Origin of the sequence: Hwanghaeella grinnelliae (assembly GCF_004005845.1) — a bacterium.
Classification (GTDB): Bacteria; Pseudomonadota; Alphaproteobacteria; order UBA8366; family Aestuariispiraceae; genus Hwanghaeella; species Hwanghaeella grinnelliae.
Map to the genome: position 1 here is coordinate 2,100,113 of NZ_SADE01000001.1, position 15,873 is coordinate 2,115,985.

Sequence of the window (15,873 nt, forward strand, 5' to 3'; positions counted from 1 at the left end):
CTAATGTTGAATCGTGAAAAAGCGCAGTTTTCCGCTCACTTCCTACGGTCCGGCGATCACCGGACAATCGGGGTCCGCGGCGCTTTCGCCTTCAGTACTGGATGAAAAGCTCGACCCGTTGGTTGCCCGAAATACCGGCGGAGGAGTCTTCCGAATAACGCGGTTCGCGAGCGCCGACGGCGGCGATGTCGATCTTGTCCTGCGGGACGCCGATACGCAGCAGCGCCGCGGCGGCGGACGTCGCCCTGTCCAGGGACGCCTTATAGTTCACCAGATCTTGCCGAACCTGATCGTTCACACCGGCCGATTTGCTGGCATGCCCGACGACTTTGATGGACTTGCCTCCATTGCGGAAAATGCTCGCGACTTGCGAAAGGACGTTCAGGTCAGTCTGGGTCAACTGCGATCCACCCTGCGGGAAGTACAACGTTGCGATATGAACCGCCTGACCGATCGGATGGCCATAGCCCGCGGACGGCGCCGGTGCCGGCTGTGGCGGCGCGGCGGCGACCTGATTGCTCGCGGTCGGTTGGGGAACCGGCTGCGGAACCGCTGCCGGCTGGGGTGCAGGCTGAGCAACAGGCTGCGGCGGTGCGGCTGCAGCCTGCGGCACGGGCGACGGCGCGCTGGTTGTGGTCTGGCTGCCGCCTGTATTCTGCCTGACGACCTGTTCGGAGTAACGCGCGTTGTTCTTGTCGGCGACCAACTGGTTCTGCAATTGACCGGCTTCCTGGACAATTGACGGGGGCGGCGGTTTCTGCGGCACAGTGCCGACGGAAGGATAGGCATCGCTCGCCCCGGGAACGGGCTTCGGTTCCGTCGACTCTTCGGCATCACCCTCATCGTCGCCGAACCAATTCAGCGGATTCGCGGCAGAGGCCACATCACCGGCGGTATCGCCGATATCCGACATGGTCTCACAGGCCGACAGGGTCAACGCAACCGCTGCTGCAGCAGCAAAGCGAACAAGGAACCTGCAGTCGATACCGCCCAAAAGCGGTTCGGAAGACTCAATGGTCATGGCAATCCAACCCGTACATTTCTTATCAACTATCGGCACATGCGAGGTTGGCACGTACCCTCCCGTAATACCAGTCAATGAGGGGGATACTATAGGATTCCCGCAATGTCCAAAATCCCTATGCTGATCAGGCGCTTGTTCGTGAACAGCTGGATTTCCATGTGCACACCGATGCGTTACCGACGTAATGCCACGCCCCCTTGGTCTGCCCCCTCGCCTGCTTTATAACCGAGTTGTAATTGAAATCCGGGACATTGCGTGTACTTGCACGGTAGGATTGTCTTGCAAGCTGGCGATATTGCCCGGACGACAGCGTCGATTGAGGGTTCTGAATGAGCGATAAAACGAGCGAAACGACCGAAGGCCAAAAGGATTGGCCGGATCCGGTCGAGTTCTCCCGCCAAATGGGCCAAATTGCGGAACGCAGTCAAAAATTGGTCACGGATTTTCTGAACAAGCATCCCGCGGGCAATACCGAAGGCGCGCTGGGGCATGGCGACCCGTTGAATGTGGGGGCTGCCTTCCTTGAAATGACCCATCGGATGATGACGAATCCGGCGGCGATGATGCAGGCGCAGGTCAACCTTTGGCAGGATTATGTGAACCTTTGGACCGCCACGACCCATCGCATGCTGGGTGGCGAATCCCAACCGATCATCCATCCCGAGAAGTCGGATAATCGCTTCCGCGACGAAGCCTGGAACGAAAACGCGCTGTTCGACTATATCAAGCAGTCCTATCTGCTGACCGCGCGTTGGATGCAGGAAACCGTAGGCGAAGTCGAAGGCCTGGATGCCAAGACGGCGAAGAAGGTCGACTTCTATACCAAACAATTCGCCGATGCGCTTGCGCCGAGTAATTTCCTGCTCACCAATCCGGCCGTGCTGCGCGAAACCCTGGACAGCAAAGGCGAGAACCTGATCCGTGGGTTGGAAAATCTGCTGAAGGACCTGGAAAAGGGCGAAGGGCAGCTGAAGATTTCAATGACCGACGCCGAAGCCTTCGCGGTCGGCGAAAACATCGCAACCTCGCCCGGCAAAGTCGTCTTTCAGACCGATTTGATGCAGCTGATCCAATACGAGCCGACGACGGAGACCGTCTACAAGACGCCGCTCGTGATCGTGCCGCCGTGGATCAACAAATACTACATCCTGGATCTGCGGGCGAAGAACTCCTTCATCAAATGGGCCGTTGACCAGGGGCTGACGGTCTTTGTCGTTTCCTGGGTGAACCCGGATGAGAAACTCGCCCGGAAGACCTTCGAAGACTACATGAAAGAAGGCACCCTGGCCGCGATCGACGCGGTTCTGGGCATTACCGGCGAGCCGCAGACGAACATCATCGGCTATTGTCTGGGCGGCACGCTGACCGCCTCCACACTTGCCTATATGGCGGCCAAAAAGGACGAGCGGGTCAAGTCCGCGACCTTCTTCACCACGATGATCGATTTCGAGGAAGCGGGCGAACTGTCCGTCTTCATCGACGAAGAACAATTGCAGGCGCTTGAAGAACGCATGAACGACCGCGGATACCTGGAAGGGTCCGAAATGGCGACGACGTTCAACATGCTGCGCGCCAACGACCTGATATGGTCATTCGTGGTGAATAACTATCTGATGGGCAAGGATCCCTTCCCCTTCGACCTGCTGTACTGGAACTCGGATTCCACGCGCATGCCGGCGGCGATGCACAGTTTCTACCTGCGCCAGATGTATCTGGAGAACAAGTTGATCGAACCGAACGGCATATCTCTCTGCGATACGCCGATCGACCTGACGACTATTAAGATCCCGGTTTGCGTCCTCTCTACGCGGGAAGACCATATCGCGCCCTGGAAATCGACCTATGCGGCGACACAGACCTACAAGGGGCCGGTGAAATTCTTGCTGGCCGCAAGCGGCCATATCGCCGGTGTGGTGAACCCGCCGAATCCGGAAAAACCGAAATACTCGCACTGGACGAATACGAAGAACCCGTCGACGCCCGAGGAATGGCTAGACACCGCGACCGAGCATCCCGGGTCCTGGTGGCCGGAATGGCTGAAATGGATCAAAAAGCAATCCGGCCAGAAGAAAACGGCGCCGCGGATTCCAGGGTCGGAGAAGAAATATCCGGCGATCGAGGCCGCCCCGGGATCCTATGTGAAAGCCCGGATCGAATAGCGCAAAGAACCCTCGAAGCAGACAAAGAAAAACCCCCATCCTCGCGGTGGGGGTTTTTGTGTTTCGGCTTTCTTGTATACGCCTTTGGGTTCTTCTCCACGCGATGCCCTAGTCGCCAGGCAGCACGTGCCTCCGCATTGCGCCTTTTCGCGGGTGCGGCCACTTTCGCTTTCTTCATGTCACTTTCTCCTCACACCTCAATTCTTCTCGCAGGCCGCGCGGTGTTTCGCGGCCAGTTCCATGTAATGCGGCGCGGTATAATCGATCATCCGCGCATCGCCTTCCCCGGTCATACGCATGAACTTGGCGGGTGACCCCGCCCATAATTCACCCGGGCCGACCTTCTTGCCCGGCGTCAACAGGGCGCCGGCGGCGACCATGCCGCCCTTCTCCACCAGGCAATCGTCCATCACGCAGGCTTTCATGCCGATGAAGGCTCCGTCTTCCAACGTGCAGGCATGGATCAGCGCCATATGCCCGATGGAGATGTCGTCGCCGATGTAGGTACCCTGCCCCTTGCTGGAAACATGCACGACCGTGCCGTCCTGCAAATTCGTCCTGGCGCCGACCCGGATCTCGTTCACGTCACCGCGCAGTACGCAATTGTACCAAATCCCGGCCCCCGGGCCGATTTCCACATCGCCGATGATCACCGCCCCCGGCGCGATGAAGGCGGTCGGATGGATGACCGGCTTCTTGCCGTCGAATTCGATAATCCGGGGTCCCGCGACCATCCCGGCAGTGACCATCCCAGCCTCCATCTCACTTCTCCTCAAAATCACTCAAATCCACCGGCCAAGGCTCTTCGACCGAAAGCCCCGGCCAACGGTCAAGCCAACCCTTGCGCGTCACGCGTTCCTGAAACGCCTTGCGGCACCGCGCACTGTCTTCACCAGGCCGTAGAACACCGCGCATCAAATCACCCAGTCCGAAAGGCGCCAAAATCCACAATCCCTGCGCACCATCCATCCGGACGGCGACGGCGGTCGCGGTTTCCGGCCAACGCCGCATAGCTTCGGCAAGCCCTGAATAAGGGGCGTCACCGTGTTTCAGATGCATCCGCGCCTGATTGCGGACCGACCAGGGCACCGCGGGCAACCGTGTCGCCAAGTCCCGTTCCAACGCCGCTTCCCTGTCCCCGGTATCGGTCGGATCATGGATAAGGATGTCCACATCCTCCGGTGCTTCCGGCGAGCGGCCATGCAGATCATCCCATGCCGCGTTGCGAACGAAACCGGCGCCGATCCACGCGTCGTCCCCACAAGCCTGCCACACGGTTTCCAGAACCTCCGCATGCCAAGATGCGCCCAACAGAACCCGCGTCAGCTTTTGCCGGTCGTCTTCCAGTTCGATCGTCATCGGTGCTGCATCAGTAGACCAGTGGCGTATCCAGGCCCTTCCCTTCGTCGGCCCCCAGCATGATGTTCAGGTTCTGCACGGCCTGGCCCGACGCGCCCTTGCCCAGATTGTCGATCAGGACCATCACCACCGCCTGCTGCCGTTCTTCATGCCCGAAAACATGAATCCGCATCTTGTTGGTGCCGTTCAGATCCTCCGGGTTCAGCCGCGCCATCGCCGCCGTGTCGGCAAGGTCCGCGACTTCCACATACGGTTCGCCCGCATAGTGGGTCTTGAAGACCTGAACCAAGTCGCCCTCCGTCGGCGTGCCCGGCAAGGCCCAAAGCTGCAAGGGAAGCTGCACCAGCATCCCCTGCCGGTACCGTCCGACGCTGGGGACGAACAACGGTTTATGCGCCAAGCCGCCCCATTGTTCGATTTCCGGTACATGCTTGTGTTCCAGACCAAGTCCATAGGCCCAGAACGTCGCGGTGCTGTAATTATCGGCGCTTTCGTCCTCAAACTCCGAGATCAGGGACTTGCCGCCGCCGGTATAACCGGAAATCGCATTGATCGTGATCGGCCAATCGCTCGGCACGACACCCGCCTTCACCAACGGATGTAGCATCGCGACCGAGGAAATCGCGTAGCAGCCCGGATTCGTGACCCGCGCGGCCTTGGCGATGGCTTCCCGTTGGCCCGCATCGAATTCCGGAAAACCATAGGCCCAGCCCGACGCGATCCGATGTGCCGAAGACGCATCGATTACCTTTGCGTCGTTGCTTTCAATCAAGGCCAACGCGTCCTTCGCGGCGGCATCCGGCAGGCACAGGATCGAGACATCCGCGGTGTTCAACGCATCGCGGCGGGCGTTCACATCCTTCCGGTGTTCGTCGGAAAGCTGGATGAAGTCCAGGTCGTCCCGCGCTTCCATCCTGGCCCGGATCTGCAATCCCGTGGTGCCCGCTTCGCCGTCGATGAATATTTTCGCTGTCATTGTTTCGTTCCCGATCGAGTCTTCTACAAGATGCCGGGCATTGTCGGTCTAGGACACCCGGCGCAAAAAATAAGGCGGCCAAAGCGGCCGCCCATAGAAACCATGTCGGCCCGGTCGGGCCCTGTCGGTTCTATCGTCGCGTACCGTGCGCCGAAACTTGTTCACCCCGTCGAAGCATGATTTCGTCCGTCCTCAATAATTGCCTTGCCGGGATCGTCCCTGCCAAGCGGCGGCACTATGGTCCGAAGCGGGTCAAATAGGCAAGTGTTTTGAAAACATGGATCGGGAGGGTGAAGATGACGGAACTGCAGGACCGGGTCAGGGCCGCGTTGGAAAAAAGCGGCGTTCCCTTCGAGATCATCGAATGTGACCCGAACCTCGCCGATACAGCGGCTTTCTGCGCCCATTACGGATATAGCCCCGAAAATTCCGCCAATGCCATCCTGGTCAAGACCAAGACTGCCGAGCCGAAATTCGCGCTCTGCATGGTATTGGCCAGTGCACGGTTGAATGTGAACAGCACGGTGCGCAAGAAATTCCCGGCTCGTAAGGTCTCCTTCGCCTCGCGGGATGAAACCAAGAAGCTGACCGGCATGGAAATCGGTGGCGTCACCCCGATCGCCCTGCCCGAAGACCTGGCGCTTTGGGTCGATGCCGCGGTGATGGAATGCGACCAGATCATCCTGGGCGGCGGCGGACGGGACACCAAGGTCATCGTCGATCCGGCTTATTTCCGCGCCACGTCCAACACCGAAATCGTACCGGACCTGGCAACCCCGATTTCAGGATGATTGTCGGTTTCACGGTTCACGCTGCCCGGCCGTTGGGGTACCTTGATCCGAGTCAGTTCACCTCCCGGAGGGCACGTCATGCATTCCGCGCGGACGGTCGCCGCTTACCGACCAAGAACAATACAGGGCATGATCCAATGGGGCCTGACCGCCGCGGCGGTGCTCGCCGTCTTCATCTTTTCCGTCACGATCTGGTCCGCCGGTTTCGGTTCAGCCCGGGCGGCCGACAGCAAGCTGGCGCTGGTGATCGGAAATGGCGGCTATCAGGATGCGCCATTGGAAAACCCGGTGAACGACGCCGCACTTATTGCGGACAATCTGAAGAGTCTCGGCTTTCGTGTCTTCCGTCATATTGACCTGGACCAGCGCGGCATGCGGCGCGCGGTTTCCGATTTCGGCTTGGCGGTCGAGGAAGCTGGCGAACAGTCGGTCAGCCTCGTCTATTATGCGGGCCACGGCGTGCAGATCGAAGGTGAGAATTATCTGATCCCCGTGGGTGCGCAGATCAGGCATGAGCGGGATGTGCCGATAGAGGCGGTTTCCGCGAACGACATTCTGGAATCGCTCGGCCATACCCGCACCAGCCTCAATATCGTCGTGCTCGACGCCTGCAGAAACAATCCCTATGCGCGGAGCTTCCGGTCCGGGTCGCGCGGTTTGGCGCGCATGGACGCCCCGCAAGGTACCTTGCTGGCCTATTCCACCTCGCCCGGCTCCACCGCCGCGGACGGTCGGGGCCGGAACAGCCCCTATGCCCTGTCGCTGGCCAGCGCGATGAACCAACCCGGATTGTCGATCGAGGAAGTCTTCAAACGCACGCGGATCGCCGTGATGGAACGCACCGATGCCGAGCAGGTGCCTTGGGAAAGTTCAAGCCTGACCGGCTATTTCACGTTCCTGGAGGGCGCTGGCGCGCAGCCAACGGCCAAGGCGGTCCCGGACGACGAAACCGTTTATTGGACGTCGATCGCCGCCCTGGGCGATCCTGCCCTGTTCCAAAGTTATCTCGAACAATATCCGCAGGGACGGTTCAGGCCGATCGCGGAGGCGCGAATAGCGTCCCTGGAGGCCGGCCCGGCGGTACCGCCCCCGGTCGCGGCGCCCGCGGACCCGCTTGTAATGCCCCACGCCCCCCGGCCTTCAAGGCCCACTCAGTCATCACAGCCTTCCCAACCATCCCAGCCCCAGCCATCTCAGCCCCAGCCTTCTCAGCCCCAGCCATCCCTACCTGCTGATCGACTTGCCTTCGCCCAGGGCGAGTTCAAACCGGTGGAAGTCAAAGGACATACGGAATGCGGGCGCATTTCCTTCCGGTCCGTGAAATTCACTTCCCCGACCGAGGGCAAAGGCCGGTGGTCCCATCCCGAGGCCAGCGGCAACATAGCATTTCGAATCGAGAACGGCGCCGCGTCCGCCCGCATGAGCGGCCCTTTGGTGGTCAATGCCCCCGATACCGTGGAGGTTTCCGGAAGCGACCTGTTGGTGAAAATCCGCCTCACCTATACCGGCGGCCGCTGTGATCTCGCCTTTCGCATGCCGGATGTGATCGCGCGTTGAGGATTTCTCCGCCCATCCAATGGCGGTCAAAACCCGACTTTTGACCAAACCCGTTCGTGGATGGTGTAGGCGACGGTTTGCACCAACGGTTCAACGATGCCGATCCCCAATGCGACCCGCCAATCACCGGTCAAAACGTAAGCCACCGTGATGGCAACCGTCAGGTGCATGGCGCTGTAACTGCCGGTTTTTGCGATTTGACGCGCCAATTTGGGCCCGACACTGTTGTTCATGTAAGAAATGGCGGCTGACATTCTTTTTATCCTCATGATACGCAATCCATAATATGTAATTGCGACTTATTCGCATTTAAATAAGCGGATTTTCAGATTATGTCAAGAATGGACCTGCAGTTATGCACGCAAGTGCCCCTTCCTTTTTCAGCCATCCGCGTTAATCTTTAAGACAGGTCCAAAACTAACCTCACCACATTTCTGATCCAAAGGGAGTTGGCTATGCCGGCATTGGACGATCCAGCCATGTCATCCGGAAAATTCGGAATTGGGCAGAACGTGCCCCGCAAGGAAGACCCCACCCTGCTGACAGGGCATGGGAAATATACGGACGACTTGAACCTGGATGGGCAATTATACGCCTATGTCTTCCGCTCACCCTATGCGCACGCCATCATCAAGAATGTCGATACATCGGCGGCACTGGACAGTCCCGGCGTCAAAATGGTGGTCACCGGGAAAGACTTGGTCGAAGCCGGATACGGCACCCCTCCCTGCGTCGTTCCGCTGAAAAGTACCGACGGAACCGACATGATCAAGACCCCGTGGATGGCGCTGCCCGCCGACCGGATCCGTTATGCTGGCGAAGCGGTGGCCATGGTCATTGCGGAAACCCAAGTGCAGGCCAAAGACGCCGCGGAATTGATCGAGTTGGACGTCGAAGAACTGCCGGCCGTGGTCAATATGGAAACCGCTGCCGCACCGGGTACGGAACAAATCTGGCCGGAATTGACGCCGAACAACACCGCCGTGCATTGGGAAGGCGGCAAGAAGGACGAGACCGAGGAAGCCTTTGCCAAGGCCGCTCATGTCACCAAGATGCGCCTGAACAACAACCGCCTGGTCGTCGCGCCGATCGAGCCGCGATGCTCGATCGCCGATTACGATTCGGAAGAAGACCGCTATGTCTTCCATTCCTGCTCCCAAGGCGTGTTCGGCCTGCGCAACAACCTCGCCGAACATGTGTTGAAGGTCGAACCGGAAAAGCTGCGCGTGCTGACATACAGTGTCGGCGGTTCGTTCGGGATGAAGATTTATGTCTATCCGGAATACCTGCCCCTGCTGCACGCCGCCAAGGCGCTGCGCCGGCCGGTGAAATGGACGGATGAGCGCAGCGGGTCCTTCATGAGCGACCTGCACGGCCGGGCCATGAAGTTCGACGCGGAACTGGCGCTGGACGAAGACCACAATTTCACCGGCGTTCGGGTGAAGGTGGTCGGAGATCTGGGGGCCTATATCTCCTTCGTCGGTCCGATGATGGCCAGCCTGAACATCCTTCGGAACGGCATCGGCGCCTATAAGACGCCGACCATGTTCGTCGAATCGGATCTGGTCCTGACGAACAAGACGCCGGTCGCCGCCTATCGTGGCGCCGGACGGCCGGACGGCAACTACATCATGGAAAACCTGATCGACCAGGCAGCCCGCGATCTTGGCATCGACAAGATTGAATTGCGCCGCAAGAACCTTGTTCCTGCGGATATGATGCCCTTTACCGCCGGCAACGGCGAAGCCATCGATAGCGGTGACTTCCTGGGTACAATGGAAAAGGCCCTGGAAGTCGGCGACGTCGCCGGTTTCGCAGCGCGCCGCAAGGACAGCGAATCGCGCGGCAAACTGCGCGGCTTGGGCGTCAGTTCCTTCTGTGAAGTGACCGCCACCCCGGCCAAGGAAATGGGCGGCGTGCGGTTCGACGACGACGGTGGCGTCACCATCGTCACTGGCACGCTGGACTACGGTCAGGGCCATGCCGGTACCTTCGCGCAAATCCTGAATGACCTGCTGGGCATCCCCTTTGAAAAGGTGCGCCTGCTTCAGGGCGACAGTGACCAATTGCTCGCCGGCGGCGGCAGCGGTGGATCACGGTCGGTCATGTCGACCGGTAACGCGCTGGTGGTCTGTTCCGAACAGATCATCGACAAGGGCAAAAAGCTTGCCGGGCATCTGTTCGAAACCGCCGCGGCGGATATCGAATTCAGTGAAGGCAATTTCTCCGTCGTTGGAACGGACCGCGAAATCGGTATCATTGAACTGGATAAGGAATCCAGGAAAATGAGCAACTTGCCGGACGGCCTTGATCCAGGACTTACGGTCGAACTGGTCAATGATCTGCCCGATCCCGCCTATCCGAACGGCTGTCATGTCTGTGAAGTGGAAGTCGATCCTGATACCGGCATGGTCAAGCTGGACCGCTATTACACCGTCAATGATTTCGGTGTGCTGGTGAACCCGATGCTGGTCGAAGGTCAGGCCCAGGGCGGTGTCGTTCAGGGCATCGGCCAAGTGCTGTGGGAAGAAGCCGTCTATGACGACGACGGGCAATTGCTGTCCGGGTCCTTCATGGACTATGCGATGCCCCGTGCGAACGACCTGCCGGATATCGGCTTCGTCTCCAACCCTTCCCGCGCGACGACCAATTCGTTGGGCGTGAAGGGGTGTGGCGAAGGTGGCACCGGCGGCTCCCTGCCCGCTACGTCCTGCGCGGTGCAGGATGCGCTGCATTCCGGCGGCGCCAAACCGATCGAGATACCGGCAACGCCGGAAAAGGTCTGGCGCGCCCTCAACGCGGCAAGCTGATAAGAAATACGCTCCTCCGGTCCAGCCCCGTCTTGGAAATGGACCGGTGGAGCCTTCTTATTTTCTCAAAGCGGCCCTCTGACAGGGCCGTTTTTTTGTGCGACACTACAGCCAATTCAGTCCTATCCTTCCTTTCCGCGTCCAGGCTGCCAAAGCTGGCGGGGCCGTCTCTGTTTCGGAAGGTGTTTTCTATGGGAGTTTTCCGATGAATGTCATGTCCATGCCGGCCGAGGGCGGCACCAATTCGCTCGAACAATACTGGATGCCCTTCACGGCGAACCGTGATTTCAAGGCCTCGCCGCGCCTGATCACGAAGAGCGAGGGCATGTATCTCTGGAACCACCAGGGCGGCAAGCTGATCGACGGGTCGTCCGGCCTGTTCAACGTCGCGGCCGGCCACGGGCGGAAGGAAATCGCCGACGCGGTCTATGCCCAGATGATGCAGAACGACTACACCGCGCCGTTCCAGATGAACCATCCATCGGCCTTCGACCTTGCGTCAAAGCTGACGCATATCCTGCCCGATCCGTTCAACCATGTCTTCTTCACCAATTCCGGGTCGGAATCGATCGACACGGCGCTGAAGATCGCCATGGCCTATCATCGGGCCAACGGTCAGGGCCACCGCATCCGCTTCGTGTCGCGTGAACGCGCCTATCATGGGGTGAACATGGGCGGTGTGTCGCTCAGCGGCATGGTCAAGAACCGCGAAACCTTCCCGTCGGTGATGCCGAACATCGTCACCATCCGCCATACCTGGGACCCGGAAGCGGTTTACACCAAGGGTCAGGCCGAGCACGGCGCGGAACTGGCGGACGACCTGCAGCGCCATTGCGAAACCTATGGCGGCGGCACAATCGCCGCTGTCTTCGTCGAGCCGGTGGCCGGCTCAACTGGTACGCTGGTCCCGCCGAAGGGTTACCTGCAGCGCCTCCGCGAAATCTGCGACAAGCATGGCATCCTGCTGGTCTTCGATGAGGTCATTACCGGCTTCGGCCGCTTGGGCCACCCCTTCGCCGCCGACGCTTTCGACGTTACGCCGGACATCATTACGATGGCCAAGGCCCTGACCAATGGGGCGATCCCGATGGGCGCCGTCGCCGTTCGCGATGAAATCTACGAAACGGTCACGGAAGCCGCGCCGGACGATGCCATCGAATTCTTCCACGGCTATACCTATTCCGGTCATCCGGCGGCCTGCGCGGCCGGTCTGGCGACCTTGAAGATCTATGAGGACGAAGGCCTGTTCGAACGCGCCGCCGGCCTCAGCGACTACTTCCTGGACGCGATCTGGTCCTTGAAGGATCTGGGCATCGTCAAGGATCTGCGCGGCATGGGCTTCATGGCCGGTGTCGAACTGGACCCGATCGAAGGCAAGCCCGGCATCCGCGGCAACAATATGCAGAAGGCCCTGTTCCACAATGGCTGCCATGTGAAATGGACCGGCGACACGGCCATCGTCGCGCCCAGCCTGATCGCGGAAAAAAGCCATATCGACGAAATCGTCGGCTGCATCCGCAAGACGCTGGAAGAAGTCTAAACTTCCAGTCGCCCAAAGATAAAAAGGCCCGCCAATCGGCGGGCCTTTTTCGTTGCGGGCGCGGCCCCCTACTCTTCCAACAGATGCTCGTAGCGCCTGTCGGTCAGGGTTTTCAGGAAGGCGACGATGGCGTCGATGCGTTTGTCGTCCAGCGCCGGGCCGTGCTCCAACTCTTCCAAGGACAGGTTTTCCGTGACTTCGGGCGGCCCCCAGGGCTTGCCGGTTTCCGGGTTGATCTGCCCGGCGGCCTTCTTGGTGTTGTACTTGTTGTAGAACACAACGGTCGTGCGCAGGTCTTCGAAGACGCCGTTATGCATATAAGGTCCGGTCACCGCCACGTTCCGCAGGGTCGGCACCTTGTATTTCCCGTCCTCAACCGGATCGTCGACGCCGGGATTATCCAACAGGCCCCGGTCGATAAAGCCGGGTTCCTTGCCATTGACCGCGCGCGCCGCCGGATTGGCCGGTATGCCGATATTGTGAAAACGGTAGTTCGAGAAGGTCTCCTCACGAGATACCTGAGAGGTCTGCAATTGATGGCATTTGTTGCAGTTGGTGAATTGCTGCGAAAAGAAAAGGACACGGCCCAATTCTTCCTGCTTACTGAGCTTCACCTCGCCGCGCAGGAAACGGTCATATTTCGAATCAAAGGGAGAGAAGAAGGCCGTTTGCTCAAACGCGGCAATGCTTTCCGCCATGGCATCATAGGCCGCCTCGGCATCGTCCAGAGTGCCCGCACCGTAAATCTTGTTGAAACTCGCGACATAGACCGGGTTTTCCTTGATCCGCTCCACGACGGTGGCCTCGTCGGGCATTCCCATCTCAATCGGGTTTAGCGGAGGACCGCCCGCCTGCCCTTTCAAATCCGCCTCCCGTCCATCCAGGAATTGACCGCCGACATAGAACCCGTCCGCGTTCTTATGGAAGACGGGTGAGAAGCGCGCATACGCCGCCGTCGGCGTATTGCGGTCACCCAATGAGGCACCGTCGTCGCCAAGCGACACGGAACGCCCCGCCTCGGTCTCCCGCGGGTCGGTAAAGGCGTGTTCAGGATCGTGACAGGTCGCGCAGGCCATGGTCCGGTTGCGCGACAGGTTTGTGTCGAAGAACAACGACCGCCCCAGGGCTACCTTGCTATCAAATGCGGGGCGGTCAAGTTCGGGGCGTTGTTGGGAAAAAGCCGTGCCGGCCACGCCGGTGACCAGCATCAGCATCACCACGCCGATACTCAATTGTACGATCTTGTCCATGTCCTTCCCCCACCCCATCCGCGATAACGGATGGTAATCTCCACGCAATGCCTAATGGCACGCCGTAGCGTTACCGATAATGACACTCATTATCGTTTGCATTGATGAGGATCAAATACTGATTGGAGAACCCACCTGCGGCGAACCGTCCCCGTCAGTAGGGCAAGCCGACGTAGTTTTCAGCCATCACGCGCTGCGCCGCTTGGTTCGAGCGCAGGAATTCCAGTTCCGCTCGTTGGATACGCAGGTCGAATTCGGTCTGGTCGGGATAACGATGCAGCAGGTTCGTCATCCACCAACTGAACCTTTCCGCTTTCCAAACCCGTGCAAGCGCACGTTCGGAATATCGGTCGATCCCCTCGCTGTCATTTTCTTCGAAATACTGCAGCAAGGCGTTGTACAGGTAGTAGATGTCGGACGCTGCCGTGTTCAGTCCCTTGGCGCCCGTCGGCGGCACGATATGGGCGGCATCCCCGCACAGGAACAAACGTCCCCAGCGCATCGGTTCGGCAACGAAGCTGCGCAGCGGCGCGATGGACTTTTCGATCGAGGGCCCGGTGACCAGCTTGTCCGCCGCCTCGTCCGGAATACGACGCTTCAATTCGTCCCAGAAGTTCTGGTCGGACCAGTCCTCCACATGATCGGACATGGAACACTGGATGTAATACCGACTTAGATTGGCGTTCCGCATCGAGCAAAGGGCAAAACCACGCGCTGAATTGGAATAAATCAACTCATCATCCACCGGCGGCGTTTCGGACAGCACGCCGAGCCAACCGAAAGGATAGACCTTTTCGTATTCCCGGCGGACATCCAGCGGAATGCTCTGCCGGCTGACGCCGTGAAACCCGTCACAGCCCGCCACGAAGTCGCAATCGATCCGGTCTTCGCCATCCGGCGTGCGATAGGTGATATAGGGTTTGTCGGTATCCGCATCGTTGACGGTGACATCTTCGACCTGAAAGACGATCTTGCCATCCGCGGCTTCCCGCGCGTCATACAGGTCCTGGGTCACTTCCGTCTGGCCATAGACCATGACCGTGGTATCGGTCAGGTCCTTGAAATCGACCCTGAAGGATTCGTTGTCATAGGCGATGAGGGTCCCGTCATGGATAAACCCTTCGCGATCCATCCGCTCACCGACGCCGGCCTCCCGCATCAGGGACACGAATCCCCGTTCCAGAATACCCGCGCGAATCCGGCTCAACACATAGTCGCGGGTCTTTCGTTCCAGAACGACGGTATCGACGCCCTTGCGATGGAGCAGTTGTGAAAGCAAAAGCCCGGACGGCCCCCCACCTATAATCGCGACCTGTGTCCTCACCTTCAAACCCCATTCCCGTTAAAGCGTACAAACGGTACGCCGTGGCACCGCCAGCACTAATTAATGTTGGCATACACAACATATTGCAAGAGTCGTCTGACGGATTATCGGCCTGCAACGCATCAATGCAATTGCAGCGTCCCACCCCGCGTGATTTCCTCATGATATTAGGGTGGTTCTGATGGAGTGGATGATGAAAGTCACTGTCGCGGCGACGCAAATGGCATGCACCGATGTTGTCGAGGAAAATGTCGCGCGGGCTGAGGCCATGATCCGCAAGGCGGCAGATAACGGCGCCAATGTTGTGCTGCTGCAGGAACTGTTCGAAGGCCTTTACTTCTGCCAGGACGAATTGCCGGAACACTGCGCCCGGGCGAAACCGGCGGACGGCCATCCGACCATCGCGCATTTCCAGAAATTAGCCGCTGAATTGAACATGGTCATTCCCGTCAGCTTCTATGAATTGGCCAACAATGCACGCTTCAATTCCGTCGCCGTCATCGACGCGGACGGCGCGGTGCTCGGCATCTACAGAAAGAGCCATATTCCACACGGGTCGGGTTATCAGGAAAAGTACTACTTTTCCCCCGGCGATACCGGGTTCAAGGTTTGGGATACCAAGTTCGGCAAGATCGGCGTCGGCATCTGTTGGGACCAATGGTTTCCCGAAGCCGCCCGTGCCATGGCTCTGATGGGGGCCGAGATGATCCTGTATCCAACCGCCATCGGATCTGAACTGCAGGATGCCGGTTGGGATTCGTCGGGCCATTGGCGGCGTGTGATGCAAGGACATGCCGGGGCGAACATCCTGCCCGTCGTCGCCTCTAACCGGATCGGTCGGGAGGACGGCCGCAAGGGCACGCATCTGGACTTTTATGGAACATCCTTCATCGCCGGCCCGACCGGTGAGATCGTCTGCGACGCGGACCGGGAAACTGAAACGGTGCTCACCGCCACCTTCGACTTGGATGAGGTCCGGAACCTGCGCCATGGCTGGGGCATCTACCGCGACCGGCGAACGGACCTTTACGGCCCCCTGCTCACCATGGACGGCGCGACCGCGAACGCCCGATAACCTGATCC

General features: G+C 59.4%; 13 protein-coding genes. 6 read left to right on the plus strand and 7 right to left on the minus strand.

What is annotated here, in order from left to right; all coding sequences use genetic code 11:
* Positions 1–91: 91 nt before the first annotated feature.
* Positions 92–1,021 carry an OmpA family protein gene (locus tag EOI86_RS09705; protein ID WP_127764857.1) on the minus strand — a complete coding sequence of 310 codons (930 nt, stop codon included), beginning with the start codon at positions 1,019–1,021 and terminating at the stop codon, positions 92–94.
* 332 nt (positions 1,022–1,353) lie between these two features.
* Between EOI86_RS09705 and EOI86_RS09710 the strand changes: the two genes are divergently transcribed.
* The gene (locus tag EOI86_RS09710) at positions 1,354–3,183 is read left to right on the plus strand and encodes a PHA/PHB synthase family protein (protein ID WP_240035607.1); all 1,830 of its coding nucleotides are present in this window, start codon (positions 1,354–1,356) and stop codon (positions 3,181–3,183) included.
* A 197-nt stretch (positions 3,184–3,380) separates the two neighbouring features.
* Here EOI86_RS09710 and EOI86_RS09715 read toward each other — a convergent pair whose 3' ends face one another.
* Genes EOI86_RS09715 through argC form a run of 3 tightly spaced genes read right to left on the minus strand, consistent with a single transcriptional unit; the run spans position 3,381 to position 5,518 of the window.
* Positions 3,381–3,944 (minus strand): gamma carbonic anhydrase family protein, encoded by a 564-nt coding sequence (locus EOI86_RS09715; protein ID WP_127764858.1) that lies wholly within the window; start codon positions 3,942–3,944, stop codon positions 3,381–3,383.
* Position 3,945: 1 nt separating this feature from the next.
* Positions 3,946–4,542 carry a nucleotidyltransferase family protein gene (locus tag EOI86_RS09720; protein WP_127764859.1) on the minus strand — a complete coding sequence of 199 codons (597 nt, stop codon included), beginning with the start codon at positions 4,540–4,542 and terminating at the stop codon, positions 3,946–3,948.
* Between the two features lie 10 nt (positions 4,543–4,552).
* The gene (argC, locus tag EOI86_RS09725; protein ID WP_127764860.1) at positions 4,553–5,518 is read right to left on the minus strand and encodes an N-acetyl-gamma-glutamyl-phosphate reductase; all 966 of its coding nucleotides are present in this window, start codon (positions 5,516–5,518) and stop codon (positions 4,553–4,555) included.
* Positions 5,519–5,814: 296 nt separating this feature from the next.
* Here argC and EOI86_RS09730 point away from each other — a divergent pair, with 296 nt between their 5' ends.
* Both EOI86_RS09730 and EOI86_RS09735 read left to right on the plus strand, forming a co-directional pair.
* The gene (locus EOI86_RS09730) at positions 5,815–6,309 is read left to right on the plus strand and encodes a YbaK/EbsC family protein (RefSeq protein ID WP_127764861.1); all 495 of its coding nucleotides are present in this window, start codon (positions 5,815–5,817) and stop codon (positions 6,307–6,309) included.
* A 78-nt stretch (positions 6,310–6,387) separates the two neighbouring features.
* Positions 6,388–7,866 (plus strand): caspase family protein, encoded by a 1,479-nt coding sequence (locus EOI86_RS09735; protein WP_127764862.1) that lies wholly within the window; start codon positions 6,388–6,390, stop codon positions 7,864–7,866.
* A 26-nt stretch (positions 7,867–7,892) separates the two neighbouring features.
* Here the strand turns inward: EOI86_RS09735 and EOI86_RS09740 are convergent, their stop codons facing one another.
* Positions 7,893–8,120 carry a DUF2061 domain-containing protein gene (locus tag EOI86_RS09740; RefSeq protein WP_205032115.1) on the minus strand — a complete coding sequence of 76 codons (228 nt, stop codon included), beginning with the start codon at positions 8,118–8,120 and terminating at the stop codon, positions 7,893–7,895.
* Between the two features lie 201 nt (positions 8,121–8,321).
* Between EOI86_RS09740 and EOI86_RS09745 the strand changes: the two genes are divergently transcribed.
* Together EOI86_RS09745 and aptA are read left to right on the plus strand one after the other, a co-directional pair.
* Positions 8,322–10,676, plus strand: a complete 2,355-nt coding sequence (locus EOI86_RS09745; protein ID WP_127764863.1) for a xanthine dehydrogenase family protein molybdopterin-binding subunit — start codon at positions 8,322–8,324, stop codon at positions 10,674–10,676.
* A 205-nt stretch (positions 10,677–10,881) separates the two neighbouring features.
* Positions 10,882–12,216 carry an omega-aminotransferase AptA gene (aptA, locus tag EOI86_RS09750; protein WP_127764864.1) on the plus strand — a complete coding sequence of 445 codons (1,335 nt, stop codon included), beginning with the start codon at positions 10,882–10,884 and terminating at the stop codon, positions 12,214–12,216.
* Positions 12,217–12,284: 68 nt separating this feature from the next.
* On the opposite strand, the gene EOI86_RS09755 is transcribed toward aptA, so the two are convergent.
* Positions 12,285–13,466 carry a cytochrome-c peroxidase gene (locus EOI86_RS09755; RefSeq protein WP_205032116.1) on the minus strand — a complete coding sequence of 394 codons (1,182 nt, stop codon included), beginning with the start codon at positions 13,464–13,466 and terminating at the stop codon, positions 12,285–12,287.
* Between the two features lie 154 nt (positions 13,467–13,620).
* Positions 13,621–14,790, minus strand: coding sequence for a 4-hydroxybenzoate 3-monooxygenase (pobA, locus tag EOI86_RS09760; protein WP_127764865.1), 1,170 nt, complete (start codon positions 14,788–14,790; stop codon positions 13,621–13,623).
* Positions 14,791–14,971: 181 nt separating this feature from the next.
* On the opposite strand from pobA, the gene aguB reads away from it, so the two are divergent.
* On the plus strand, positions 14,972–15,865 hold the full coding sequence (aguB, locus tag EOI86_RS09765; protein WP_338033043.1) for an N-carbamoylputrescine amidase: 894 nt from the start codon (positions 14,972–14,974) through the stop codon (positions 15,863–15,865).
* The last annotated feature ends 8 nt before the right edge of the window (positions 15,866–15,873 follow it).